This is a genomic window from Pandoraea anhela (assembly GCF_902459655.1).
Classification (GTDB): Bacteria; Pseudomonadota; Gammaproteobacteria; order Burkholderiales; family Burkholderiaceae; genus Pandoraea; species Pandoraea anhela.
Genome location: NZ_CABPSB010000014.1, coordinates 103,319 through 129,374, shown reverse-complemented (window position 1 = coordinate 129,374; position 26,056 = coordinate 103,319). Strand labels below are relative to the sequence as shown.

The following is a 26,056-nucleotide window of genomic DNA, read 5'->3' as shown; positions in this document are numbered from 1 at the left end:
CAGCGCAACGTTCGGAGCGAAGGTCAGCGCAAAGGTCAGAGAAAAGACTTGGCCTGATCGAGCACCTTGTCGCAGACCTTTCGCGTGAGCTGTTCCTTGAGGCCGCCGCCGTTCAGGTCGACGGTCTTGCCGTCCGGCGACGACAACAGCCCCTTGGCGCCGTCGAGATACCCGGGGCTGGCTGCCGCCGACCCCGACTGGGTGCCGATCTTGCCGAGCAGCTTGTCCTTCACGTCGGTCGCGGTGTTGAGATTCGCACCGCCCAGATAGTTGTTCTTGATGCAGAACTGGAGCACGCCGGTGGCATTGCCGATGCTGCTCGACGTGAGCGACCCTGCCGATGCAAGGTCACCGATGCCACCGATTCCGCCAGATCCCCCTGTGCTGTTGCCGCCGCCGGCATTGCCCCCGCCGATGGCGTTCCTGAGCAGATCGAGCTGTGCGTGCGCCTGCAACGGCGCGCCGAGCGCCGCCATCAGCACGAGACTCAATGTCCCGAGTCTGGCGCTTGTCCTGACCCATAGCGGCAAACCGTTGCGGGTCGAGTGAGCGTTGCGTGCCGTGCATGCCAGGCGTCGGGACATGTGATCCTCCGTGATGAGCGGGACATGGGGTCAGATCGGCCCACTATAGCAGGCCGCACATGACACCCCCCAGCGCGACTCAAAACAGGACGGCAGCCGTATCGATCGCGTCCGGCACGACGACGCTGGCGTCGACGCCCGCATTTTCCTTGAGCAGGAAGACGAGATGGTGCCCCGAAAGCAACTCGATCCGACGGTCTCGCGCAAACTCCTCGACGCCCTCGTCGAACTCGCCGGTCGTAATCAGCATGCCGCGCGCTGCGCCGATCTGCTGCATCTCCGCGAGCATGGCGCGGGCTGCCGCGATTTCCAGCCGTGCCGCGCGATCCATCACCCGGAAGATGTGGACGACGACATCGCCACCGAAAATCGGATGCGGGTCCCATGCGCGGCACGTCAGCATGCCGTCCTGCTCTCCCGCCACCAGCGGCGGGCCTTCGAAGCCGTGCGAGCGCAGCAGGTGGAACATCACCTGCGTGAAATCCTTGTCGGTGAGCGTCATCAGATTGAAGCGGCGATCGACGGCGACGTCGGCGTCCGTGACGACCTGCGTCATATCGACCCCGGCAACCGGGACCACCGCCTGCAACGCTTCCGGACGCGCCGACACGCGTGCGCCCAGCGCCGCCAGATGCGTCGCCGCCTCCCCCTCCGTCAGCACGAGAGCCGCGAACTCGGCGCGCGTCACGTGCACGCTGGCCAGGCAGATTCGCTCATCGCCATGACTGGCATACGCGTTTAAGACGACAGCGTTCACGTGACGCAGCGGGTCCGCCGCGAACAACTCGTGCAACGAGCGCAACACGATCTGACGCAACGCATTGGCATAGACGTGGGCGCGCAACGCGTCGCCCGCGGGCACGCCCTGCATGACGGCCTCTGCGGCGTTGTAGTGATAGTCGAACGCGACGGGCACGGCGGCGTCGAGCGTCGGGACGTCGTAACCGATGGCCAACAGTTTGTGAGGCTCGACGTAATGTGCGGCGAGCGTCTGCGTGAACGCTTCGGGATACGGGCTGCGGCTGAGCACGATACGCGCATAGCCGGTCACGGCGGCCGCTTCGCCGCGCAAAAGCGCGCCCTCGAAGTCGGCCACGGCGGCGTTATGACGTGCGCTCTCGGCCCGGGCGGCTTCCGTCGCTTTTTGCTGCGCAATCTGAAGAATCATCGACCCTTGCGTGCGGCGAATCTTCGACGCTTCGTACTCGCGCTCCGCATGCACGAACTCGCTACGCGCCTTGGCGACAGCCTGCTCGTAACGGCCCGACGCCCCCGGCATCGCCAGCGCCAGACGTCCCGGCTTCTCCGGCGCAAACGTTTCCCACTCGGGTTTGGGCAGAATTTTCGGCAGATGCCGTGTATCGAGCACCGGCGGCGTGTTGCGCGCGCGCAGATCCGCCGGCGGGATACGCAGGTCGCGAGCCAGGCCATCGGCCAGCAAACGCTCCAGCCGCGCGACTTCGAACTTCGCGCGGGCGCCCTGCGCAGCGGCTTCGGCCTGACGCCACGCCAGATGCAGGCGCTCGCTCGCCGCCGCGTCGCCGGCGGGGGCGTCTTCCCAGGCGCGGTGCGCCTGATCCAATGCCCGGACCTCTGCCAGCGAACGCGCCTGCGACTGCGCATGCTGCTGCTCTCGCGTGTGCGCGGCGCGCCAGAACTCGCGCGCCAGCCGATCGATGATGCTCTCGAATCCCCGGTTCACTACTGCCCCCGCATGCAACATTGATATTGTTTTTTCCAGCGAACTGCTAACCGCTATATACGTAGGGGACGATTGTAGGACGTTGCCCCGCCTTGCCGCAAAAAAATCTTTGATTCTCAAGACATCCGGGCATATCGACGCGACAACGCCACGCGACGCCATGTCTGCAACCGTCATCAAATCGCCATGGCGCGTGGGGCAGGATCCGCTGGATGGGGAACCGGGGGCGCCTCGGGGTTGCGGGAGGGACCGGGTTCGGCAAGCGGCACGATAAGTTCGCCAGTCGAACCTCCCTCAACGCCGCGTGGATGTCCCGAAGCTGGGACAGGAGCCTCCGCCAAGCGCAAATGACGACTACCATGACGCCGTATCATCGCAAGTCGATTCTCTTTTTTCCTGCAATCGCGTCATGACTGAACTCGATCAGAACGCCGTACCGGCGAACGCCCCGAAATCCCTGAACTCCCCGAAATCCCCAGACTCCCCGAGCGCCGCGAGCTCCCCCGCGTGTCTGCGTACCGCATTGTGGAGCGCGCTGGGCTGCCTGCTGCTCGCCCTGGCGGCGATCCCCTGGATTGACCGGCCGGTCGTGGACTTTGCCCACGCGCACACGCAAGGCACGCCCTGGATTCAGCACCTCGCGGAACTGCCCGCGCCGCTGTTCGTGCTGGCGTGGCCGGCCTTTCTGATTATCGGTGCGGTACTGTTCTGGCGTCGCAAGCTGCCCTCGTGGGCGGTCTCGCTGTGGCTCGCGGCCGGCGCCATCGGCGTGAGCAGTCTGGCCAAACAGGCGCTGAAATACGTATTCGGGCGCAGTTGGCCCGCCACGTGGATCAACGACAATCCGTCGTACCTGCGCGACGGCGTTTTCGAGTTCAAATTCTTCGCCAACGACTACGCCTACGCGTCGTTCCCGTCGGGACACCTCACCGTGATGCTTGCGTTCACCAGCGTGCTCGCATTGCGTCATCGCGCGCTGCGCGTGCCTTGCGCGATCGCTATTGCACTCACGGCGTTCGGCCAGATCGCCTCCGCCTATCACTGGACGAGCGACGCGCTGGCGGGGGCCGCCCTCGGCATCACGGTCGGCACGCTGTTCGTGGCCGCCTGGCAGTGCTGGCAGTCCGGCCACAACGCATAAGCGCACCACAGCACAGCGCGCCGGGCAGGCGCGATCGACACCGCCGACAATGCGACCCGTTCATCTCGCAACGGGATCGACGCATAATGTCGGCGGAAAACAAAAAACCATGACCGTCGATCCCTCGCTTCATCTCATCCCCCTGATTGTCGGCGCCTGCGTCGCCGGCTTCGTGCAAGGCCTCTCGGGTTTCGCTTTCAGTCTGGTGGCCCTGTCCTTCTGGGCATGGTCGCTACCGCCCACGCTGGCAGGTCCGCTCGCGGCGTTCTGCTCTCTCATCGGCCAGCTCCTGGGATTGCGGACAGCGCGTCGTGCGGTGCCGCTCGGCCGGCTCGCGCCGTTCGTGCTGTGCGGTCTGCTCGGTGTCCCCGTCGGCGTGTGGATCCTGCGCTACCTCGACCCCGTGTGGTTTCGCGCGGGTATCGGCGCGATCCTTGTCGTCTACTGCTCGATCCTGTTGCTCGCCGCACGGCTGCCGCGCATTCAGCATGGCGGACCGGCGGCAGACGGCGTCGTCGGGTTCGTCGGCGGCGTGATGGGGGGCATCGGCGGCCTCGTCGGTGTCGTGCCCACGCTGTGGTGCACGCTGCGCGGCTGGGACAAGGACATGCAGCGCGCCGTCATGCAGATCTTCTTCATCGTGATGCACACGCTCACCATCACGCTCTATGCCGTGCATGGCGTGATCACGACGCAGACACTGCATGGGTTCGCGATTGCCGTGCCGTCCATGGTCCTGCCGACACTCGCAGGGGCCTGGGCCTACCAGTTCCTCTCCGATCACGCCTTCCGCCGCATGGTGCTCGCCCTGCTGGCCTGCTCCGGGGTCACGCTGCTCGTCGGGACCGTGCCGGAACTGCTCGCGCGTTGACGGGTGCGTTGACCGGCGCGTTAACGGTCGAGTTGCGGGCAAGTTGCGGGCAAGTTGACGGGCACGGGCGCGCCATCAGGGTGGCGCGACGGCGCGGGTGACGCCGTTGCCGCAGGTGGCGTGGTGATGTCGTTGGCCCGGTGACGCAAGCGCCGCAGGCCGAACCGACACAATCGACGCAATCGACGCAAACGAGCATCAGGATGCGGCGTTAGGATGGCAATTGCGTCAGAGCGCTTTGCAGCGCCTTTCTCCGACGCACCCGCCAACCCACCCGCCGGGTTTGCCCCCGCCCCCTCGCCATGTCTGCCGTTGCCTCGTTTCTCGATCGTGCCGCCGCAGGCAGTGCGCTGGCGGAAGTGCTCGCGACGCATGAAGTGCTCGCACGCTGCGCCCCACCCCTGGTGCTCGCCATTCCGCGCGGCGGTGTGCCGGTGGCCCTGCCGATCGCGCGTCAGTTGAACGGCACGCTCGACGTCCTGCTCGCGCACAAGCTGCGCGCGCCGCATCAGGCCGAACTCGCGGTCGGTGCAGTCGACGAGTTCGGCGGCATCTTCCTTGCGGATCACGCGCTGTCACTCGGCGCGACCGGTACGTATCTCTCGCATGAAAGCGCCCGGCAGCGAGCGTTGATCCAGCAGCGGCGTCAGGCCTACACACCGGGGCGCGGCGCTCCGCAGGTGGCGGGGCGAGCGGTCGTAGTGGTCGACGACGGCATCGCGACCGGCGCGACCATGACAGCGGCGTTGCGGGCGATGCGGCGTCTGGGGGCAACGCCGCTCGTCGCCTGCGCGCCGGTCGGCGCGCGCGAGGCCGTCGCACACCTGAGCCCCCTCGCCGACGCCGTCGTCTGCCTCGAGACACCCCAGCCGTTTTACGCGGTGAGCGTGGCGTACAACGATTTCGTCCAGACGGACGACGCCACCGTCATCGCGCTGCTCGCAATGGCGGCGGCGCGTCCCTGAGGCGTGGTCGACGGGCTCGCGCGCGCTGGTGACTACGCGGGTTACTGCACAGGCCACTGCACAGGCTATTACGTCGGTCATTACGCCGAACATCGCCCCAAGACATTGCGCCTGGATGGCGCCCAACATTGCGCAGACCACGCGAGACACACCGGCCGTTGCCCGCCGTAGCGGCCCACCCTGCGATTGCACTACACTGGAGCCTGCTGCACGTAGCGGACCGCACCGAGGAACGAACGCGCAGCCTGCGCCGCCTCTTGCCCCCTCAGTTTCGATGGAGCCTGTGATGACGACGTCCCTGATTCTCAACGTGATCGGCCCGGATCGCCCGGGTCTGGTCAATGCGATTGCCGATCGCGCAACCGCCGCCGGCGCCAACTGGCTCGAAAGCCGCCTTGCCAACCTCGCCGGCCAGTTCGCCGGCATCATCCATCTGCAAGTCCCCGACGATCGGGCCGAAGCGCTTACCCAGGCCATGCACGGACTGGAAACGCACGGCCTGCAAATCTCCGTCACCCGCGCGCAAAGCGCCGCCAGCGATCCGGCGGCACGCACGCTTCAGCTCGATCTCGTCGGACAGGACCATCCGGGCATCGTGAAGGAAATCTCGCACGTCCTCTTCGCCCGCGGCATCTCCATCGACGAACTCGCGACCGAATGCGTCGAAGGATCGATGTCGGGCGGTACGCTGTTTCGCGCGACGGCACGGCTGCATGTGCCGGCGAGCGTGAGCACCGAGTCGCTGCGGGAAATTCTTGAAAGCCTTGCCGACGACCTGATGGTCGATGTCGAACTCGATTCGCCTGCCGGTGCGTGAGCGCGCACCGATGAAGCGAGCCTTCCTGATTCTGCTCGGCGCGGTGGCGATCGTCGCCCTGCTCTCGCTGCTGCCGCTGCCGTTCGAGCGCAAGACCCACGTTGTGAGCGTGGCCACGTTGCGCGCACCGCCGCAGGCCGTCTACGACTACGCCACCACACCGGCCAACTGGCCGAAGTGGCATCCGGCGTCGCTGGCCGTGCAAGGCACGACCGATCATCCGCTGCGGCTCGGGGAAGAAGTGGCCGAAGAGTTCCGGCTCGCGGGCCGTCACGGCATTCTTCACTGGAAGGTGGTCGAGGCGAAGCCCCCGTTCGAATGGCGTATCGAAGCCGAGATGAACCGGCGAGCGTCGGGCGAGGTGCGCTACAAGCTGACGCCGGACGGCGCCGGCACCCGCTTCGAGCGCGATTTCATTTACCGCACGCCGAATCTGCTGTTCCTGATCCTCGATCCGATTTTCATCGGACCGCGCGTGCGCGCGGAGTCCGCGCAAGGGGCGAAGCAGCTCGAACAGATCTTCGAGACGCTGGCGCCGGCCATACCATCGATCCCCCCGGCAACCCCGACACCGGCCATGCCTCCAGCGGACGCGACCGCCGGCCCCGGCGGTTCAGCCAGTGCAACGCCGGCGCGGTAACTACGGCCTCAAGCCTTTCCGTATCTGCGTCAGGGCCCGTTACTCGTTGAAGGTCGCTGCCATCGTCTCGGCGGCGGCGCGAAGGTCGGGCAGGAAAGTCATGAGCGTGTCGAGCGTGCAATGCTGCGCGCTCGCCTGCACCGCAATGGCGGCACACGCGCGATTGCGGTCGAGCATCACCGGCACGGCCACGGCGATCATGCCCGGCACGTGCTCTTCGTTATTCATCCCCACGCGACGCTTGCGTGTCTCGCCCAGTTCCTCGCGCAAATCTTCCAGATCGGTGATCGTGTTCTCCGCACGTGGACGCAACGGCAAGTGGGCGATCAGCTTCTCGCGTCGCGCTCTGGGCAAAAACGCGAGCAGCAACTTGCCGCTGGCCGTGCAGTGCAGCGGCACGCGCGATCCGGGCGACAGTTTGAGTTGCCGCGACCAGTCGGTCTCCACACGGTCGAGATAAACGAGGTCGTCGCCCGAGAGCATCGACAGGTTGCAGGTCTCACCGAGCTTATCGACCAGTTGCTGGAGGATGGCGTGACGCGCAGCGGCGGGACCCGCATGCATCAGGGCATTGACGGCCATGGCCCTCACTCGCGACGACGGCTCGTAGTGACGACTGCCGGCCTCTCGCGTGACGAGCCACGCGGCTTCCAACTGCTTGAGAATGCGATGCACGGTTTGCTTTGGCAGACCGATCGCGGCGACGATCTCCGCGAGTGTCATCGGCGCGCCTGAGGCGCTAAGAATTTCCAGAATGCGAAATGCGCGGACGGCCGCGGCGTTCGACTGATTGCTCATGTCGGTTGGGTCTCGGGTTCGAGTTGCGTTTTGAATCGTTATCAATCACGGCGGTCTCCCAAAAGTCCTGCTTCGACACGCCACCGCCCCAGCCCGCTCCCAAGCTGCCACGTCGCCGTGCCGCCGCGCCACTGCACCGCGACGTCCCGTTTTCCGCATTCTAGTGCCAATCGTCCATTCCGACGATTGCAGACAAACCCGGAGAGATTCCGAATATTCGATACCTCTTGCGCGCAAATGAGGACGGGCGGACGGATTCGGCTCGCCGCCGCCCTCCGTGCGCCCGTCTTCGAGACTTCCAGTCGATACCGTCTTATGCTTTGCCCGACAGCACCCGCAGACGGTGAATCAGACTCGATGTATCCCAACGCGAACCACCCAGCGCCTGGACGTCGCCATAAAACTGGTCGACGAGCGCCGTGACCGGCAGCGAAACGCCATTGCGCTGCGCTTCGGCCAGACACAGCCCCAGATCCTTGCGCATCCAGTCGACGGCGAACCCGTAATCGAACTTGCCGTCGATCATGGTCCGACCCCGGTTGTCCATTTGCCAGCTTGCGGCTGCGCCCTTGTTGATGACGTCGAGCACCAGCGGCATGTCGAGTCCGGCGCGCTGGCCGAAATTGATCGCTTCCGACAACCCCTGCACCAGACCGGCGATGCAAATCTGGTTGACCATCTTGGCCAGTTGGCCTGCGCCCGCCTCGCCGATCCGGGTGACGGCACGTCCATAGGCGCCCAGCGTCGGGGCCACGCGCTCGAACGCCGGCGCGTCGCCGCCGCACATGATGGTGAGCACACCGTTCCTGGCGCCGGCTTCCCCGCCCGAGACGGGGGCGTCGACAAAGTGCAGGCCCGTCTCGCGGGCGATGGCGTAAAGTTCTCGCGCCACGTCGGCCGAGGCAGTGGTGTGGTCGACGAAAACCGCGTCGGGCTTCATGCCGGCAAAGGCGCCCTGCTCACCGAGCACGACACTGCGCAAGTCGTCGTCGTTGCCCACGCAGGCGGCGACGATGTCGGCATCGCGCACGGCGTCAAAGGGCGTAGCCGCCGCCGAACCGCCATATTCCGTGGCCCATTGCTGGGCCTTGGCGGCCGTCCGGTTATAAACCGTGACCGTGTGACCGGCGCGTTGCAGGTGCCCCGCCATCGGGTAGCCCATCACGCCGAGACCGAGGAAGGCGACGCGAAGGGGAGCAGGCGCGGGAGTTTGCGTTGTGGGGGAAGTCAATTCAGGGGCCTCGCAGGTGGATGCATGGTGTGCGACCGGAGGGTACGCGGTACCTCGTACGCACTCGGCGGTCTCTTCTGAAATACAGGGGGCTTGCGAGCCCTCATTATAGAGAGGGGGCCCCTTCGCACGCCAGCGCAAACCCCGCCATACGGGGGATTCCGGGCATCAGGCCCCAGCTTGGTGCATCGACCCGTTTTCAATAATCGCCCGTAAACAAACCATATCCCCGCCGGTTTGAAAAATTGTGTTTCCGTGACTGGCGTTACCGCTCCGTTCCGATACAATGCGCGGCATGGCTGATTTTGATACCAGTTGGTCAATTCGCGTTTACTACGAGGACACGGACGCCGGGGGCGTCGTCTTCTACGCCAACTACATAAAATTCTTCGAACGGGCCCGAACCGAGTGGCTCCGTTCGCTTGGCATCGAGCAACTCGAACTGGCCCGCAATACCGGAATGATGTTTATTGTGCGCGCCACGGCACTCGATTACCTGAGCCCTGCCCGGCTCGACGATCTTGTCGTGATCAAGAGTCGTATCGAGCGCATCGGCGGGGCCTCCATCGACTTCCATCAGGAAGCCTGGCGCGACGCAGCCGACGGTTCGAGCGAACTGTTGGCGCGCAGCAGCATCAAAATCGGCTGCGTGGCTGTCGATACGTTGCGCCCCGGCAAAATTCCGCCGCACGTCAGGCTCGCCATGCAATCGGCTGCAACAGCAGCCAAAACCCTGACGCAAGCGTCTGCCCCTGCGGCGGCCGCCTGAAGCCAGGGATAAAAATTCCGGTCAGTCAATAACCACACCATGCCCGATCAAGACCTTTCCATCATTTCGCTGGTCATGCATGCCAGCGTGCTCGCCCAGGCAGTCATGGGCCTGCTGCTGCTGCTCTCGCTGCTTTCGTGGACGCACATCTTCCGCAAGATCTTCGCGATCCGCCGCGCCCGCACCCAGACCGAGCGCTTCGAGCGTGATTTCTGGTCGGGCGGCGATCTTCAGGCGTTGTATCAGAGCGCGCTGAACAATCGTCACCAGACAGGCTCGCTCGAACGCATCTTCGAGTCGGGCATGCGCGAATACATCAAGGCGAGCGAAAAAGGTCTGAACGATCCGCACGCGATCCTGGATGGCGCACGCCGCGCCATGCGCGCTTGCTATCAACGTGAAATGGACGCGCTCGAAGCCAATCTGCCGTTCCTCGCGTCGGTCGGCTCGGTCAGCCCGTACATTGGTCTGTTCGGCACGGTGTGGGGTATCATGAACGCTTTCCGCGGCCTCTCGAACGTGCAACAAGCCACGCTCGCCAATGTGGCGCCGGGCATTGCGGAAGCGCTGGTGGCCACGGCCATCGGTCTGTTCGCCGCTATCCCTGCCGTGGTTGCCTACAACCGCTTCGCGACCGACATCGACCGGCTGTCGATCCGCTTCGAAAGCTTCATCGAAGAATTCTCCAACATCCTGCAACGGCAGATTCACTAAGCATTCCGGGAGCGCCGAGACATGGCAGGTTCTATGCGCAACGCTCGCCGCGGCCGTCGCGCCATGGCGGACATCAACGTCGTACCGTACATCGACGTGATGCTGGTGCTGCTCGTCATCTTCATGGTGGCCGCCCCGCTGGTCGCGCCGTCGATCGTCAATCTGCCGAGCGTCGCCAACGCGAGCCCGCAGCAGCAGACGCCGCCGGTGGTCGTCAATATCGAAGCGGACAATCGCATGCTGGTGCGCTACAAGGACGGTGAAAACACCATCGAGCAGCGCATGAGCGCAGGCGACCTGACGGGTTTCCTGCAAGGCCGTCAGGCAGCGAATCCGGATCAGCCGGTCGTGATCGCCGCCGATAAATCGGTGCGATACGAAATCGTCATGAACGTGATGTCCGATCTCAAGGCTCAGGGCGTGAAGCGCGTGGGCCTGCTCGTCAAGCAGAAATGAGTCGCACCGTCGCCCGTCAGGGCCGTCCCGATCGCCCCATCGGTCCCCGCAATAGCGAGCGCGGCACGGGGCGGGCTTTCCTCCTCGCGCTGCTCATGCATGCGCTGCTGTTCGCGCTGCTCTTTTACGGCATGCGCTGGCAGAACAGTTCGCCCGCCGGTTCCGAAGCGGAACTGTGGACGCCTACCGAGTTGGCCGAGCCGACCCCGCCGGTCGTGACGCCGCCGCCCACCCCGGCGCCGCCGGCCGTGGCTGCGCCCACGCCGCCGGCCGAGGACGCCGACATCGCCTTGCAGCAGAAGAAGCGCAAGCAGGAGCAACAGGCGGCGGAGCAGGCACGTCTGCTCGAAGCGCAGCAGGAAAAGGCGCGACAGGAAGCCCTCAAGCAAAAGCAGCTCGCCGAGCAGCAGGCAGCGGCCGAACTGGCGCGCAAGAAGGCAGCGGACGAGGCAGCCCGCCAGCAGAAGCTGGCCGATCAGAAGAAGGCTGACGAACAGAAGCGTCAGAAGGAAGAAGAGGCCAAAAAGGCCGAACAGCTCAAGCAGCAGCAACTGGCGGAAGCGCAGAAGAAGGCAGACGCCGAGAAGAAGGCTGCGGAAGACAAGGCGGCCAAGGCCAAGGCCGCGAAGGAAGCGGCTGCGCAGAAGGCAGCGGACGCGGCGCGCGCCGACCGTCTGGCCTCGTTGCGCGGCATGGCAGGTGGCACTCCGGGCGCGACCGGCAACGGTCTGGGCTCGCAGGCAGGCGGTACCGGCTCGGGCGCCGGCGGCACGGCATCGGCGGGCTACGCCGACCGGGTGCGCGCCAAGGTCAAGCCGAATATCGCGTATGGCGGCGACACGGAGGGCAACCCCACGGCCGTCGTTGCAGTGCGTCTGGCACCGGATGGCAGCGTACTGTCGATGCAGTTGGTCAAGTCCAGCGGCAATCCCGCCTGGGACGCCGCCGTGCAGGCCGCCATCACCAAATCCGATCCGTTGCCGCGCGACACGAACGGCAAAGCCCCCCCGAGCGTCAACCTGCGCTTCAGCCCGAAAGGTTGAGTGTGTTGTCAAACGGGAACGAAAACCGAGCGATGCAGGTCCATTTTCATTCGAATGTGGTAAAAATGCCCCTTGCACCGCGTAACTGACCAATCGAACGCATGCGAATCTCCAGTCAATATGCATGGCGTGCGCTGGTGGCCACCTGGCTCACCGCGGCTTGCACGATCGCCCATGCGCAGACACCGCTGACCGTCGACATCACGGGTGTCGGCTCCAACCGCTACCCGATCGCCGTGTCGAATTTCAAAGGCACCGCGCCGACGGACGTCGTGTCCGTCGTGAAGGCGGACCTGAGCAACAGCGGCCGTTTCAACCAGATCGATACGGGCGGCGCCACCGTCGGCGTGGACGATTCGGTCGATCTCGGCACGTGGCGCGCCAAGGGTGCGAATGCGTTCGTCTCCGGCACGATCGTTCCGCAGGGTAACGGCAACTTCCAGGTCAGCTTCCGTCTTTACGACGCCGTGAACGGTCAACCGCTGGGTGGGCTGGCCCTCACCTCGTCGCAGGCGAATTTGCGCCTGACGGCGCATCGGATCGCCGATTACATTTATCAGAAGCTGCTGGGCGACCGGGGCGTGTTCGCCACGCGTTTGTCGTACGTGCTGCATAACGGCCCGAACTACCAGTTGCAGATTTCGGATTCGGACGGTCAGGACGCCCGTGTGGCGCTCAACAGCCGCGAGCCGATCATCTCGCCAGCCTGGTCGCCGGACGGCACCAAGGTGGCGTACGTCTCGTTCGAAAAGCGCAAGCCGGTCGTGTACATCCACGACCTGCCGAGCGGTCGCCGCGCGGTGCTCGCCAACGAGAAGGGCAACAACTCGGCGCCCGCGTGGTCGCCGGACGGCAGCAAGCTGGCCGTGGCGCTCTCGCGCGACGGCAATACCCAGATCTATCAGGTCAGCGCCAATGGCGGTGGCCTCAAGCGTCTGTCGCGCAGTGGCGCGATCGACACCGAACCGCAGTATTCGCCGGACGGCAAATGGATTTTCTTCACGAGCGATCGTGGCGGTGGTCCGCAGATCTACAAAATGCCGGCCGGTGGCGAGAGTGAAGGCGGCGCACAGCGCGTCACTTTCAAGGGGAGTTACAACGTCAGCCCGCGAATCAGTCCCGACGGCAAGTTGCTCGCGTTCATCGCGCGTCAGGGTGGCGGATTCAAGCTGTGCGTGCAGGATATGAGTACTGGCGATGTTACGGCTCTGACCGACACCAGCCACGACGAGTCACCGAGTTTTGCCGCAAACGGCAAGTACATTCTTTATGCAACGCAGTCGGGGGGCCGAAAGGTGCTCGCGGCAGTCTCGGTGGACGGGCAAACCCGGCAGATTCTTCAGGTTCGAGGGGGGGAAGTTCGCGAACCCTCCTGGGGCCCTTTCATGCAATAACATCAACAGCAACATCACTCGGAGGCTCACATGAGTTCCCTGCTTCGTAATATCCTCGCCATCTCCTCGCTGGCCGCTCTGGCCGCTTGCTCGTCGGGTGTGAAGCTCGACGACCAGGCCAACGCCAACAAGGGTCAGACCACGACCGACGCCCGCGCCGTCGCCCCCGTCGACGCTTCGGCTGACGAACTGAACAACCCGAACGGCCCGCTCGCCAAGCGCAGCGTGTATTTCGGCTTCGACTCGTACAGCGTCGATCAGCAATACAACCCGCTGCTCCAGGCGCACGCGCAGTTCCTGGGCAAGTATTCGCAGCGTCACGTGCTGCTCCAGGGCAACACCGACCCGCGCGGTACGAGCGAGTACAACCTGGCACTGGGCCAGAAGCGCGCTGAAGCCGTGCTGAAGACCATGACGGCTCTGGGCGCCAACACGAGCCAGATGGAAGCCGTGTCGCTGGGCAAGGAAAAGGCTACGGGCACCGACGAAGCCACCTGGGCCCAAGACCGTCGCGTCGACCTGGCTTATTGATTGAATCGTCATGACGTCTCGTTTGATTAAAAACATGATCTGCGCGGTGACGCTCGGCACTACCGTGCTTAGCCCGCTCGCGCATGCCGGATTGTTCGACGACGACGAGGCGCGCAAAGCGATCCTCGACATCCGCAGCCGTCTGGATTCGGACAAGCTGCGGATCGAGGGGCTCACGCGCAACGTGCTGGATTTGAACAACCAGATCCAGCAGTTGCAACGTGACCTGGCCGACCAGCGCGGCCAGAACGAAGATCTGAAAAACCAGCTTGCGAACCTGCAACAGAGTCAGAAGGATTTCTACACGGACCTCGATGGCCGTCTGAAGAAATTCGAACCGCAGCAGATGACCGTCGGCGGTGTCACAGGCACCGTCCAACCGGGCGAAAAAGATGTCTTTGACGCCGCGCTGACGAAATTCCGCAACGGCGACTACAAAGGTGCGCAAACGGATTTCCGGACCTTTACGGCGAAGTATCCCGCCAGCCCGTATCAACCCGAAGCGCAGTTCTGGCTTGGTAATGCGCAGTACGCCAACAAGGATCTGAAGGGGTCGACCGCGACGCTGCAAGGGATCGTGACGAAGTACCCGACGAGCCCGAAGGCCGCCGAGGCCATGTTGGCGATCGCCAGCAACCAGGCGGAATCCGGGCAGACTGCGGCAGCGAAGAAAACGTTGCTGGATTTGGTGGCCAAGTATCCGGACAGCGAATCGGCAGCGGAGGCCAAGAAGCGCGCGGCCAAGCTGAAGTAATACGCCCTGCGGGAGGTTGTGCGAACCGATCTTCCGTATGAGGTGACTCGTCAAACGAACAACGCCGCCTTTGGGCGGCGTTGTCGTTTCTGGTCACCGGTGCGACCTCGCGTAGAATACGGACTTTCCAAACGTTCGAGGCGCGGCGTCTCAGGGGATGCGTGCGGGCCGTCAGGTGCCGGCACGGCATGGCGACCGTACCCGCGATGTGATCGTGCGCTGGCTGCGCGGCACGTCTGATAACAACAAAGCTGGCTGCGCCCCGTGGCCGGCGTCAATGCATCGAACGGCCGGACAAGGCCGCTATCGTCTTCTCGCCTCATGACCGACGTCGATCTCTCCGCCCTCTCCCACACTGTCGTGTGGCTTACCTTCGGCCTGGCCTTTGTGTTCGGCGCCGTGCTTCAACGCACTCACTTCTGCACGATGGGCGCGCTGTCAGACATCGTCAACATCGGCGACTGGAACCGCATGCGTATGTGGTGGCTGGCGATCGGTGTCGCGACGATCGGGACGGGCCTCATGGCTTCGCTCGGCATCATCGATCCGGTCAAGGCGATCTATACGACACCCCGCTTCACGTGGCTGTCTTATCTGGTGGGTGGCTGGTGTTTCGGGGTGGGCATGGTGCTGGCGTCCGGATGCGGCAGCAAGACGCTGGTGCGCATTGGCGGCGGCAATCTGAAGTCGCTGCTCGTTTTCGTGATGATCGGCGTGTCGGCGTACATGACGCTCAAGGGTCTGTTCGCCGTCTTCCGTGTGGCTGCGCTCGACAGTGTGCAAACGACATTCGCCACGTCGCAGGATTTACCGACGTTGCTCGGCGGCATATTCGGCGGCGACGTTCATCGTGCGCAGCTCGTCCTCGGGCTGGTGATTGGTGGAGCGTTCGTGATTGCGGCGCTGGTGCGTCGGGAGTTCTGGACGTTCGACAATTTCCTGGGTGGTCTTGTCGTGGGTGCGATCATCGTGGCGCTTTGGTATGTGTCGGGCAAGATCGGTTATGTGGCCGAGAATCCGAATACGCTGGAAGAGAGCTTCGTCGCGACCAACTCGGGGCGGATGGAAGCGCTGTCGTTCGTCTCTCCGCTGGCGTACACGTTGTACTGGCTGATGATGTGGAGCGATACGAGCAATGTCATCACGTTGGGGATTTCGAGCGTGCTGGGCGTGATTGCGGGGTCGTTCGTGTATGCACGGGTTTCGCGCAACTTCCGCTGGGAGGGTTTTCAGGGGACGGAAGACACGGCGAACCATATGGTCGGTGGCGTATTGATGGGTTTCGGTGGGGTGACGGCGCTGGGTTGCACGGTGGGTCAGGGATTGTCGGGCGTCTCGACGCTGGCGGTCGGGTCGTTCGTGGCGATCGCGGCGATTTTGGCGGGCGGCGTCTGCGCGTTCAAGTATCAGATGTGGCGCATTGAGCGCAGCGTTTGAGCGCAATTCGCGCGCAACGGCGCGAAAAACCCGATAAACGAACACATCTGCGTCACGGACCTATTGACACTATAACGTCTGCGACGCTATAATCTTTTTCTTCGTTGGGTCGTTAGCTCAGTTGGTAGAGCAGCGGACTTTTAATCCGTTGGTCGCAGGTTCGAATCCTGCACGGCCTACCAGAATACAGGAGGGGTTGCGAGAAATCGCAGCCCCTTTTCGTTTTTGCGGGTGTGGGTTTTTCTGCCTTTGTCGAAATCTGTATCGACCCAGCAAAACCTGCACAGGTTAAGCGGCTAACGCGAATGCCTCGGCCGGGGTTTTCATCTTCAGTGCCTGATGTGCCCGTCGATGGTTGTAGAACTGAATCCAGTCGGCAATCATCCGGCAGGCATGCTGCAAAGTTTCGAAGCGGTGGTGGCGCACATATTGCGCTTTGAGTATTCGAATCACTCGTTCGACCATCCCGTTTTGCTGCGGGCAATGCGGTGCAATCAATGTCTGACGCAGGCCATAGCTTCGAACCGGCGCTGTGTAATTCCGGCTCGTAAGGACAAGTCTGTTATCCCTTCGAAGTAGAAACGGTTTTCGCACAGGGCCCAGCATGCCGAAACGAGCGATCAGCGCTTGCTCCAGTGCGCTCGACGCCCTTGTCGCTTTGCCGCTTCGTGAGAGATGCCAGCCCAAAAGCTCTCGCGTATGGCTGTCGACCACCAAGGCCAAAGTTGCCCAACCGTCAAGCTCAGCCCAGACTCGGCACATGTCCGTGGACCAGCGCTGATTGGTGACCTTACGCCACGGTGCGATAACCGAATGACGGAGATTCTTCAATCATCGCCTTGATTGGCTCCGCGAATCTGGCCTGTAACTTGGGCTGCGCTTTGACCGGCTTGTAATACACCGTGCGGCGCGGCACATCGAACCAGCGGTCCAACTTCGAGATCGAGACGGTGATTCCATCAGCTTGCAGTCCCTGGCGGATCGTCGCGATCACTTGTCGTCCTCGCCCAACAGGGACTGCAATTTTTTTCGCGCACGTAGCTCCAGCATCGCTTAGCCGTAACCTTCCTGAAGCGCTTTAAGCTGTCGCTCGTACTGCTCTTTGATGTCTTGCGGACTCGCGCGCAGGGCATTCTCCATTCCCCGCTTGCCATCGTCCACCCAACTTTCGCCTTCAGACAGCGGCAAATCATGCGTGCGGCTGGCCTGGGCCACCGTCGTCTTGCCTTGAATGATGTCCAACGCCAGCGCGCTTTTGCGCTTCGCTGTACATCGCTTGATATCTTCTTGCATTGTCTTGCTCATCGTCATTTCCTCGATTATGACTTGAGCAGGTTTTCACCGGGCCAATACACCACATCACTGAACTACCTCTCTAACTTTAGAATATCCCTCATCGATCGAAGGCGCCTCAAAATTTTCGCAAACATATTTAATTGTTTCATCTGGAATCTGCTCATCCACCGGTCGAAGCCTATTCCACATAAGTGCTTTTTCCAAAGGAACATTAATCCAAATGACCTCGATCTTTGCACCGTATTTTTTCGCCAATTCCACTGATCTTTTTCTATGACGAGCCCCGGGCAACGCTGCATCCAAAACCAAGGCGGGCAATTTAAATTCATGCTCATTTCTTGAAATCCAAGTAGACTTCCCGCTCCCTGGCATTCCACACACAATATATACAGTTGCCGACGATCCCAATTTTTTAAGACTGTCCTCCAAGTCGGCATAGGTCTTTTCCCAAGCCTCTTTCCCACGTTCCACAGACCAAACACGCGGAAAACCCAAATAAAAGTCCGGATTGAATATTTTTCTCAAATTTTCGCTCATATTCGCTCATTTATTTGGAGAGTACATCCTTCCATCCGCAACAAATTCATCAAAGCCACTGGCTCAAACATCTTTTCACATCACTCATTTCATCAACAAGTCCATGCCCATTAAAATTGAGTGATGCGTCACCTTAAATTCCATAACCGCTTCTATCGCCCAAAGCAAATCCCCGACATCTTTGCCTTGACATGAAACAACAATTTTCACTTTCAAAGTTCCGCCAACATGCATTATCGACAAAAATTATCGTGAATCGACATTAAATAATTACAAAATCACCTTCTTTACTCCGATAAAAATTCCGCCCATCAAAATATCGGACAAATCGACCTGCATTTATTATTTTTTATTGCTTAATTCCGCTCTTTACATCACCATCGAATGGTTTTGCGAGATTCAAACGATTCCCTAGCGACCCAAGGCCAACCCCTCACTCCTCCAGATCCATCCACAGATTTTCTTCTTATTAATCACAATATTTTCGAGCGACTGAACATTCAAATCTCACATTCCACATTTCACCCCAACATCACTGCCATCAACAGAATTCCACCGAACCATAAACTCCATTTTTTCTCGAGAGATAATTACCTAGCATCATTTTCCGCCAGCAACACAACCATACTCGATACAAAAACCGCACGCCGACTTCGCGGCCTGCGAAGACTACTCCGCTGCACAGATAGCCAACGCGTAGTACGCCCCCCCGTCCTCACTGTGCTCAAGCGTCGCGCGTACCTTCGCGTGGAGCATGCTGCCATCCCTTTGTTTCAACCTGGCGTCAAACGACGCGCGCGGCCGGGCTTTCGTGAGTTTGCGCAGGCGCGCGCCCGCATCGGTAAAGCAGTCGGCGAATCCTTGACCCAATAACGCGTCGGCATCGTAGCCCAACATCCCTGACAGCGCCGTGTTGACGGACTCGCAGCACAACGCCCCGTCCAACAGCGCCATGCCCTCCGACGTTAGCTCGAACACCGCCCGAAACCGCGCTTGCTGATCGCGCAACGACTGCTCGGCAAGCTTTCGCGCCGTATTGTCCATGCTGATACCGACGATTTTGACGATGCGTCCATCCAATTCGCGCAAGGGAGTGGCGCGCGATGAAATCCATCGGATACTGCCATCGGGCTGATACAACCGAAAATCAAACTCATGCGCCTCGCCCGTACGCAACGATTCGTCGTAAGCCGCATTCATCATCGGCACATCGTCAGCATAAACATGCTTCCAGAAGCTCTCGTTATCCACGATTCGCCAACCGTAGACCGCTTCGACATTGGACGAATAAATCACACCGTCCGTAATCAGATTCCATTCCCACGTCACAATGCGAGCCCCCTCCTGTGCCAGCTTCATGCGCGCCTCGCTCTCCATGATCTCCGCCGTGTAACGACGCCGCACATCGGTCATGGGAATGTCCACCGCCTCCGTCGACTCAGCCTGCTGCTGCGCTTGCTCGCCATAGCGCAGCCAGATCCAGTTGACGTCAAGAAATGCCGCGAGCTTACGAACCTTCTCGTGATCGATCTCGCCTCCCTTCGTCCACTTATGGACAGCAGGACGCGACACGTTGAGCGCATTCGCCACCGCCTGCAGCGTGAGTTTTTTATATTCGAGCAACTCTTTGAGACGAAATGCAAAGCTGTTTTCTGTCATACCGTAGATCCCCGAACGACATCCCCGAGATGTCGCATGAAAAATTCCGTGCAGGCCCGCACTCTTGCAGAACCGGATAGCCGTGAAGGGTACACCGCCCATACATCGGCATCCTGACGATATGCCGGCAACACATGGACAAGCCGACCGGCCTTGAGGTCGGGGGCGACGTCCCACATCGAGCGCAGCATGATGCCATGCCCGGCCAACGCCCAACTTTTGACGATTTCCCCATGGTTGGACGACAGGCGAGCGCCGACCTTGATGTTGCGCTCGCCCGGTTCACCGGTCATACGCCAGATGCCGAACGGATGGTCACGCTCCTTCGTTACGAGACAGTCGTGTGCAGCCAACGCGTCGAGCGTGTCCGGCACGCCACGCGCCGCGAGATACGACGGCGCCGCGCATAACACTCGCCAGTTGCGCGCCAACTTGCGAGCGATCAGGTGAGGCGCGATATCGTTACCGATGCGGATATCGAGATCGACGCCCTCCGCCACGAGGTCGATCAGTTTATCGAATACGTCAAAGCGGATTTCCAACCCCGGAAACTGCTCGCTTAACATCGCAATGAGCGGCGCGACATGCCGTCTGCCAAACCCCAGGCTGCTACCGATCCGCACCAACCCGCACGGCGCGCCGCCCGCCGCGACGTCGTCCATCAATTCGCTGATCTCACCGAGCATATGCCGCGCCCATTGGCAGACACGATCGCCATTCTCCGTCAGCGATACCTGGCGCGTGCTGCGGTGAAGTAACTGCGCCCCCATCGCTTGCTCCAGCGCCTTGACACGCTTGCTGACATAAGCGGGCGAACTACCCAGTTCCTCCGCAGCAGCGGCAAAACTGGCGCGCTGCGCGACCAGGCAGAACACCCGAAGATCTTCCATCGGAGGCAGATTGTTCACGATACGTGTTTCCTGTGTCCACGGTCATACGGATGATTTGCGCCACATTTCCCGGCATCCTCGATGCGTGTCCGACTACCGGCCCAGGCGCATTCTCACCATGACTTACCTCTGTACACTGCGGTTCACATAGCCGCCCTCTCCGGCGACGGCATCAACCACGCTAGACCACGCTGGACTAAGCTGAATCACCCCTAATTTTTTAACCGCGGAGCTTGTGCACGTCCAGAATCTCGCCTAGAATTTTTGTTAACTATAAGTTACTGTAAACTTATAGTTAACAATACGCAAGCCAGATATCGTGCTACGGGCAAAGCCCGGGCCGGGGCGAGCAAGCTTCACAACAAACTACCAATGCGCCAAGACGCATCGGAGGAGACACTTTGAAAACGTCGGCCCCCCACCGCGACGGATTCCTTACCGTCTGCACGCTTAGCGCCGTGCTCATTACCGTCATCGCCATGGTCCGCTGGCCCACCGCGGCGGCGACCACCGCGTCATGGCTTTTCGAATGGTCCACACGATCGTTCGGATCGCTGGTTCAGATCTTCGTCTTTGGATGCGTCATCGCCTGCGTGGCGCTGGCTTTCAGCAAGTACGGCAACGTGCGTCTGGGTGAAGGCAAACCCGAGTACGCCACGCTCTCATGGGTGTTCATGTTCATCTGCGCGGGCATGGGATCCTCCACGATGTATTGGGGCGTGATGGAGTGGGTTTATTACTACCAGTCACCCGGCCTGAACCTGCCCACAGGCACGCGCGAGGCGCTCGAATACTCCATCAGTTACTCGTTCTTTCATTGGGGACTGAGTGCCTGGGCGGTGTATGCGCTGCCCTCGCTGGCGATGGCTTACCACTTCCATGTGCGTAAGAACAAGGGCTTGAACCTCGCGTCCATCGTGGAGGCAGTCACGGGTTTCCGCGCCACCGGCCCCGTCGGGCGTGTCGTCGACCTGATTTTCCTGCTGACGATGTTCGGCGCGCTGACCGTTTCCATCGCCCTCACCGCCTCGACGTTTACACGTGGCCTGTCCGGCTTGTTCGGTGTGCCCGATACGTTCACCACCCAGTGGATCGTGATCGTCGGCGTGTCCGTGCTTTTTTCGGCGAGCGCTTATGTCGGCATCGCCGGCGGTATGCAGCGCCTGAGCCATATGGTCTGCTGGGGCGCCTTGCTGCTGGCTGCCGTCGTGTTCGTCATCGGACCGACCTTGTTCGCCGGCAACAATATCGTCAACGGCCTTGGGCTGATGTTGCAGAACTACATCCACATGAGTCTGTTCACCGATCCCACGGGTGACGGCGCGTTCAGCCGAAGCTGGACGGTGTTCTACTGGCTTTGGTGGGTGTCCTACTCGCCCGGCGTGGCGATGTTCGTGGCACGTGTGTCAAAGGGCCGCAAAATCAAAGAAGTCATCTATGCCCTGTTGCTCGGTGGCAGCGTCGGATGCTGGTTTTTCTTCGGTGCGCTGGAGAGTTACAGCATGCATCAGTTCCTGTCGGGCGCCATCGATGTACCGCGCATTCTGAAGGAACACGGTGGTGAGACGGCCGTGGAGATGCTGTTGAGCGCACTGCCGGCCGGCAAGGCATTCCTCGCCTTCTACCTGGTCATCATGATCATCTTCCTCGCTGCGCACGTCGACGCCGTGGCCTACGCCGTGGCCGCCACCACCACGCGCAATCTGCGCGAAGGGCAAGATCCGTCCCCGACCAGCCGCGTGTTCTGGTGCGTGATGCTCACGCTGGTGCCGCTGGCCATGCTGTTCATCAAGGCCTCGCTCGACACGATGAAGACAGCCGTGGTGCTCACCGCCATTCCGTTCCTCGTCATCCTCGCCATCAAGATTTTCGGCCTGTTCCGCTGGCTGATTCAGGACCACGCCGACACGCCGGCACATCTGATCGAAGCCGCCCGGCAAGACGCCGCGCACGGCGTCGTGTCGCCCCAACCGGACACGACAGTCTCGGGTGTCAGGTCGACCGAGAGCGTTTGACCGGCACGCCGCGCGAATACCACAGACACACGCTTTTCTCATGCCCGCCGAGGCATTTTCTTTGAACACTGCGTTAAACAACAATTAACTTGAAACCCACGATTAACAAAGGAAACGTGATCATGGAGAAGACTCTCGACAATGCCGCCGTCAAGTTGCCGGCCAACTTCTGTGCGGACGACGAAAACGCCTGGACCTTGCCTGCGTCTTACTACACCAAGGACGCCGTCTTCGATTACGAGAAGGAAAAAATCTTCGCCGATACCTGGATCTGCGTGGCTCACCGCAGCGAACTGGCCGAATCCAACGACTATGTGACGCGCGAGATCATCGGGGAGAGCATCGTCGTGCTTCGCGACCGCGAAGGCGTGTTGCGCGCTTTTTACAACGTTTGCCCGCACCGCGGCCATCAACTGCTGCAAGGTAGCGGCCGCGCGAAGAACGTCATCACCTGTCCGTATCACGCCTGGACCTTCAAGCTCGACGGCGAACTGGCGCTGGCGCGCAATTGCGACAACGTGCCCAACTTCGATAAGAGCAAGTCCAGTCTGGTGCCGGTCAAGGTCGAGGAATACGCGGGCTTCGTCTTCATCAACCTGAACCCGAACGCCGGTTCGGTGGAAGAACAGCTCCCCGGCCTGGAAGCCAGAATGCGCGCCGCCTGCCCGGTGATCGACGACCTCCACCTCGGCGCTCGCTTCGTCACCGAGACGCCTGCCAACTGGAAGTCCATCGTCGACAACTACATGGAGTGCTACCACTGCGGCCCGGCGCACCCCGGCTTCTCGGATTCGGTACAGGTCGATCGTTACCAACACACCCTGCACGGCAACTGGACCCTCCAGTTCGGTCACGCCAAATCGTCGGAGAAGTCTTTCAAGCTGGATGAATCCGTGAAGGATCCGAGCTTCAGCGGCTTCTGGGCCTGGCCGTGCACCATGTTCAACGTGCCGCCCGGCGCGAACTTCATGACCGTGATCTACGAGTTTCCGGTAAGCGCCGAAGTCACGCTTCAGCACTACGACGTCTACTTCCTGAACAAGACGCTGACACCCGACCAGCAGAAGTTGGTCGAGTGGTATCGCGACGTATTCCGCCCGGAAGACCTGCGTCTCGTGGAAAGCGTTCAGAAGGGTCTGAAATCGCGCGGCTATCGCGGCCAGGGACGCATCATGGTCGATCGCCAACGCAGTGGCATCAGCGAGCACGGCATCGTGCATTTCCATCGCAAGGTCGCCAAGGAATACGAAGGCGTCTAAAGCCGTTGCGCCCGCGCCTTGCGTGCGCGGGTGCGCAGCGCCAATGCCCAAACAGAGACAAGACAAATGCAACTCAAGGACAACTCGTTGTTCCGCCAGCAGGCGCTGATCGGCGCGGAATGGACCGACGCCCACGACGCCGCCACCGTCGCTGTCTTCGACCCCGCCACCGGCGAGCCGGTCGGCACCGTGCCGCTGATGCGCGAGGCCGGCGCGGTGGCCGCCATCGACGCCGCCCATGCCGCGCTGCCGGCCTGGAAAGCGCGCCCCGCCAAGGAGCGCGCCGGGCTGCTGCGCAAGTGGTTCGAACTCATCATCGACAACGAGGACGATCTGGCCGCCATCATGACGCGCGAGCAAGGCAAGCCGCTGGCCGAAGCCCGTGGCGAAGTGCGTTATGCCGCGTCGTTCATCGAGTGGTTCGGCGAGGAAGCCAAGCGCCTGTATGGCGACGTCATCCCCTCCCCGACCACGGACAAGCGCCTGCTTGTGGTACGCGAGCCGATCGGTGTGTGCGCGGCCATCACGCCCTGGAACTTCCCGGCAGCGATGATCGCCCGCAAGGCTGCGCCTGCGCTGGCGGCCGGCTGCACGATGGTGGTCAAGCCCGCCAACGAGACGCCTTTCAGCGCACTCGCGCTGGCCGACCTCGCGTTGCGTGCGGGCATTCCGGCGGGGGTGCTGAACGTCGTCACCGGCGATGCGACCGCCATTGGCAGCCAGTTCACCGGGCATCCGCTGGTGCGCAAGCTGTCATTCACCGGCTCCACGCCCGTCGGACGCTTGCTGATGCAACAGTGCGCCGGCACGGTCAAGAAAGTCTCGCTGGAGTTGGGCGGCAACGCGCCGTTCATCGTGTTCGACAACGCCGACATCGATGCGGCGGTCGAAGGCGCGGTCCAGGCGAAGTACCGCAACGCCGGGCAGACCTGCGTGTGCGTGAATCGTCTCTACATTCACGATGCGGTGTATGACACCTTCGTCGAGCGTTATGTGAAGAAGGTCGCCAGCCTGCGCGTGGGCAACGGCTTCACGGCAGGCAGCGAAATCGGCCCGCTCATCACCGACAAGGCGCTCGCCAAAGTAAGCGAACTGGTGGCGGACGCCGTGAGCAAAGGGGCGCGCGTGGCGATCGGCGGCAGTGTTCACGAAGCCGGCTCACAGTTTTTCGCGCCGACGGTGCTCGCCGACGTCAAGCCCGGCATGCGTGTGCTCGACGAGGAAATCTTCGGCCCGGTCTCGCCGGTGGTGCGCTTCACGTCGGAAGCCGACGTCGTGCGCATGGCCAACGACACCATCTACGGACTGGCGGCCTACTTCTTCAGCCGTGACATCGGGCGTGTGTGGCGCGTGGCCGAGCAACTGGAGTACGGCATGGTCGGCATCAACACGGGCCTGATCTCGAACGAGGTAGCGCCGTTTGGCGGCGTAAAACAGTCGGGACTGGGCCGAGAAGGTTCGAAGTACGGCATCGAGGATTACCTCGAGATGAAATACCTTTGCATAGCGCTGTAACGCGCTACGGCACACCGGGACGACAGCAGCATGGGAAATACCTACCAGACCCTCCAGGTGCGGGTTTCGCGCATCGAGCGTGTGACACCGCTGATCAAGCGCTTCACCGTCGAAGCGGCGGACGGCAGCGAACTGCCGCCGTTCTCCGGCGGCAGCCACGTCATTGTGCAAATACGAGATGGCGAGCGTCAGTACAACAACGCCTATTCCCTGATGAGTTCACCCGACGCGCTCGGCAGCTATCAGATCGGGGTGCGGCGCGAGGAGAATTCGAAAGGCGGCTCGGCGTTTCTGCACGACAAGGTGGCCGAAGGCGACTCGCTCACCATCACGACGCCGAACAACCTTTTCGCGCTCGACGCGAGCGCGCATCACCATGTTTTGATCGCAGGCGGCATCGGCATTACGCCCTTCATGTCGCAAATGCACGAATTGCGCAAGCGTGGGGCGTCCCACGAGCTGCACTATGCATTCCGTGCGGATGAGCACGGCGCGTTTCGCGACGAACTGACAGCACTCACGCGCACGCCCGCCGACGCGAGCCCCGCGACAAACGTCCGTTTTTATGTCGACAGCAAAGGCCAGAAGCTCGACTTTCCTGGCCTGCTCGGCGCAATGGCCCCCGGCGCCCATGTCTATGTCTGCGGACCCGCTGCATTGATCGCAGCCGTGCGCCAGGCGGCGCAGGACATCGGTCTGGCGCCGTCGCGCGTGCACTGGGAACAGTTCGCCGCCCCCGAGCAAGCCGGCGACGCCTTCACCGTCGTGCTGGCGAAGTCGGGGAAAACTGTCGTGGTCGGCGCGGGAGAATCGATTTTGAAGGCCATCGAGCGCGACGGCGACGTCCCCGTCGAATGCCTTTGCCGCGAGGGCGTATGCGGCACCTGCGAAACCCGCGTTCTGGAAGGCGAGGTCGTCCACTTCGACCAGTACCTGAGCGACAAAGAGAAAGCGGCACAGAAGACGATGATGATCTGCGTGTCGCGCGCCAAGGGCGGCAAGCTGGTCCTCGACCTCTGACCGGGACGAACCCAAACG

Annotated in this window: 27 protein-coding genes and 1 tRNA gene; 18 read left to right on the top strand and 10 right to left on the bottom strand. The window is 62.0% G+C overall.

All coding sequences use genetic code 11. The features are described from left to right. Positions 1-35: 35 nt before the first annotated feature. Positions 36-584, bottom strand: a complete 549-nt coding sequence (locus PAN31108_RS18350) for a YjjA family protein (RefSeq protein ID WP_150670250.1) — start codon at positions 582-584, stop codon at positions 36-38. A 79-nt stretch (positions 585-663) separates the two neighbouring features. Beyond that, positions 664-2,307 carry a restriction endonuclease gene (locus PAN31108_RS18345; protein ID WP_150670249.1) on the bottom strand — a complete coding sequence of 548 codons (1,644 nt, stop codon included), beginning with the start codon at positions 2,305-2,307 and terminating at the stop codon, positions 664-666. A 388-nt stretch (positions 2,308-2,695) separates the two neighbouring features. Here PAN31108_RS18345 and PAN31108_RS18340 point away from each other — a divergent pair, with 388 nt between their 5' ends. The 5 genes from PAN31108_RS18340 (at position 2,696) to PAN31108_RS18320 (ending at position 6,720) form a co-directional block, all read left to right on the top strand. Then, positions 2,696-3,427: a phosphatase PAP2 family protein gene (locus PAN31108_RS18340; protein WP_150670248.1), complete on the top strand. Its 732-nt coding sequence runs from the start codon at positions 2,696-2,698 to the stop codon at positions 3,425-3,427. A gap of 109 nt (positions 3,428-3,536) precedes the next feature. Beyond that, complete coding sequence (locus PAN31108_RS18335) at positions 3,537-4,298, top strand: sulfite exporter TauE/SafE family protein (RefSeq protein ID WP_150670247.1); 762 nt, start codon at positions 3,537-3,539, stop codon at positions 4,296-4,298. A gap of 302 nt (positions 4,299-4,600) precedes the next feature. Then, complete coding sequence (locus PAN31108_RS18330) at positions 4,601-5,263, top strand: phosphoribosyltransferase (protein ID WP_150670246.1); 663 nt, start codon at positions 4,601-4,603, stop codon at positions 5,261-5,263. A gap of 286 nt (positions 5,264-5,549) precedes the next feature. Then, entirely contained in the window at positions 5,550-6,080 is a 531-nt protein-coding gene (locus PAN31108_RS18325; RefSeq protein WP_150670245.1) for a glycine cleavage system transcriptional repressor, read from the top strand. Continuing rightward, the gene (locus PAN31108_RS18320; protein WP_150670244.1) at positions 6,049-6,720 is read left to right on the top strand and encodes an SRPBCC family protein; all 672 of its coding nucleotides are present in this window, start codon (positions 6,049-6,051) and stop codon (positions 6,718-6,720) included. The genes PAN31108_RS18325 and PAN31108_RS18320 overlap by 32 nt, the downstream gene beginning before the upstream one ends. Positions 6,721-6,759: 39 nt before the next feature. On the opposite strand, the gene PAN31108_RS18315 is transcribed toward PAN31108_RS18320, so the two are convergent. Together PAN31108_RS18315 and PAN31108_RS18310 are read right to left on the bottom strand one after the other, a co-directional pair. Continuing rightward, the gene (locus PAN31108_RS18315) at positions 6,760-7,518 is read right to left on the bottom strand and encodes an IclR family transcriptional regulator (protein WP_150670243.1); all 759 of its coding nucleotides are present in this window, start codon (positions 7,516-7,518) and stop codon (positions 6,760-6,762) included. A 313-nt stretch (positions 7,519-7,831) separates the two neighbouring features. Beyond that, on the bottom strand, positions 7,832-8,749 hold the full coding sequence (locus PAN31108_RS18310) for an NAD(P)-dependent oxidoreductase (RefSeq protein WP_150670242.1): 918 nt from the start codon (positions 8,747-8,749) through the stop codon (positions 7,832-7,834). A gap of 286 nt (positions 8,750-9,035) precedes the next feature. Between PAN31108_RS18310 and ybgC the strand changes: the two genes are divergently transcribed. The 9 genes from ybgC to PAN31108_RS18265 all read left to right on the top strand — a co-directional run bounded on the left by ybgC (position 9,036) and on the right by PAN31108_RS18265 (position 16,029). Then, the gene (gene ybgC, locus PAN31108_RS18305) at positions 9,036-9,518 is read left to right on the top strand and encodes a tol-pal system-associated acyl-CoA thioesterase (RefSeq protein WP_150670241.1); all 483 of its coding nucleotides are present in this window, start codon (positions 9,036-9,038) and stop codon (positions 9,516-9,518) included. Between the two features lie 39 nt (positions 9,519-9,557). After that, positions 9,558-10,232 (top strand): protein TolQ, encoded by a 675-nt coding sequence (tolQ, locus tag PAN31108_RS18300; protein ID WP_044455157.1) that lies wholly within the window; start codon positions 9,558-9,560, stop codon positions 10,230-10,232. Positions 10,233-10,253: 21 nt separating this feature from the next. Beyond that, positions 10,254-10,688 (top strand): protein TolR, encoded by a 435-nt coding sequence (gene tolR, locus PAN31108_RS18295; RefSeq protein ID WP_046291400.1) that lies wholly within the window; start codon positions 10,254-10,256, stop codon positions 10,686-10,688. Then, complete coding sequence (gene tolA / locus PAN31108_RS18290; RefSeq protein WP_150670240.1) at positions 10,685-11,731, top strand: cell envelope integrity protein TolA; 1,047 nt, start codon at positions 10,685-10,687, stop codon at positions 11,729-11,731. Before tolR ends, tolA begins: the two co-directional genes overlap by 4 nt. Before the next feature lie 101 nt (positions 11,732-11,832). After that, positions 11,833-13,125: a Tol-Pal system beta propeller repeat protein TolB gene (gene tolB, locus PAN31108_RS18285; RefSeq protein ID WP_150670239.1), complete on the top strand. Its 1,293-nt coding sequence runs from the start codon at positions 11,833-11,835 to the stop codon at positions 13,123-13,125. Positions 13,126-13,155: 30 nt separating this feature from the next. Continuing rightward, positions 13,156-13,656: an OmpA family protein gene (locus PAN31108_RS18280; protein WP_150670238.1), complete on the top strand. Its 501-nt coding sequence runs from the start codon at positions 13,156-13,158 to the stop codon at positions 13,654-13,656. 10 nt (positions 13,657-13,666) lie between these two features. After that, on the top strand, positions 13,667-14,410 hold the full coding sequence (ybgF, locus tag PAN31108_RS18275; RefSeq protein ID WP_246184033.1) for a tol-pal system protein YbgF: 744 nt from the start codon (positions 13,667-13,669) through the stop codon (positions 14,408-14,410). Between the two features lie 321 nt (positions 14,411-14,731). Then, a complete protein-coding gene (locus PAN31108_RS18270; protein WP_150670237.1) occupies positions 14,732-15,847 on the top strand; it encodes a YeeE/YedE family protein in 1,116 nt (371 codons plus the stop codon). A gap of 106 nt (positions 15,848-15,953) precedes the next feature. Continuing rightward, positions 15,954-16,029: transfer RNA gene (locus PAN31108_RS18265), tRNA-Lys, on the top strand. A 106-nt stretch (positions 16,030-16,135) separates the two neighbouring features. On the opposite strand, the gene PAN31108_RS18260 is transcribed toward PAN31108_RS18265, so the two are convergent. The 6 genes from PAN31108_RS18260 to PAN31108_RS18240 form a co-directional block, all read right to left on the bottom strand. Next, positions 16,136-16,678 carry an integrase core domain-containing protein gene (locus tag PAN31108_RS18260; RefSeq protein WP_246184032.1) on the bottom strand — a complete coding sequence of 181 codons (543 nt, stop codon included), beginning with the start codon at positions 16,676-16,678 and terminating at the stop codon, positions 16,136-16,138. Beyond that, positions 16,638-16,841, bottom strand: coding sequence for a hypothetical protein (locus PAN31108_RS26850; RefSeq protein ID WP_246184031.1), 204 nt, complete (start codon positions 16,839-16,841; stop codon positions 16,638-16,640). The genes PAN31108_RS18260 and PAN31108_RS26850 overlap by 41 nt, the downstream gene beginning before the upstream one ends. 59 nt (positions 16,842-16,900) lie before the next feature. Then, complete coding sequence (locus PAN31108_RS18255; RefSeq protein WP_150670236.1) at positions 16,901-17,152, bottom strand: transposase; 252 nt, start codon at positions 17,150-17,152, stop codon at positions 16,901-16,903. 54 nt (positions 17,153-17,206) lie between these two features. Beyond that, complete coding sequence (locus PAN31108_RS18250) at positions 17,207-17,680, bottom strand: ATP-binding protein (protein ID WP_150670235.1); 474 nt, start codon at positions 17,678-17,680, stop codon at positions 17,207-17,209. Positions 17,681-18,349: 669 nt separating this feature from the next. Next, complete coding sequence (locus PAN31108_RS18245) at positions 18,350-19,339, bottom strand: PAS domain-containing protein (RefSeq protein ID WP_150670234.1); 990 nt, start codon at positions 19,337-19,339, stop codon at positions 18,350-18,352. Then, entirely contained in the window at positions 19,336-20,247 is a 912-nt protein-coding gene (locus tag PAN31108_RS18240; protein WP_150670233.1) for a LysR family transcriptional regulator, read from the bottom strand. Before PAN31108_RS18240 ends, PAN31108_RS18245 begins: the two co-directional genes overlap by 4 nt. Positions 20,248-20,630: 383 nt before the next feature. On the opposite strand from PAN31108_RS18240, the gene PAN31108_RS18235 reads away from it, so the two are divergent. From PAN31108_RS18235 to PAN31108_RS18220, 4 genes are all read left to right on the top strand, one after another. Then, positions 20,631-22,244, top strand: coding sequence for a BCCT family transporter (locus PAN31108_RS18235; protein WP_281350107.1), 1,614 nt, complete (start codon positions 20,631-20,633; stop codon positions 22,242-22,244). A 122-nt stretch (positions 22,245-22,366) separates the two neighbouring features. Continuing rightward, positions 22,367-23,503, top strand: a complete 1,137-nt coding sequence (locus tag PAN31108_RS18230; protein ID WP_150670232.1) for an aromatic ring-hydroxylating oxygenase subunit alpha — start codon at positions 22,367-22,369, stop codon at positions 23,501-23,503. Positions 23,504-23,569: 66 nt separating this feature from the next. After that, entirely contained in the window at positions 23,570-25,018 is a 1,449-nt protein-coding gene (locus tag PAN31108_RS18225) for an NAD-dependent succinate-semialdehyde dehydrogenase (protein WP_150670231.1), read from the top strand. A 30-nt stretch (positions 25,019-25,048) separates the two neighbouring features. After that, complete coding sequence (locus PAN31108_RS18220; RefSeq protein WP_150670230.1) at positions 25,049-26,038, top strand: PDR/VanB family oxidoreductase; 990 nt, start codon at positions 25,049-25,051, stop codon at positions 26,036-26,038. The last annotated feature ends 18 nt before the right edge of the window (positions 26,039-26,056 follow it).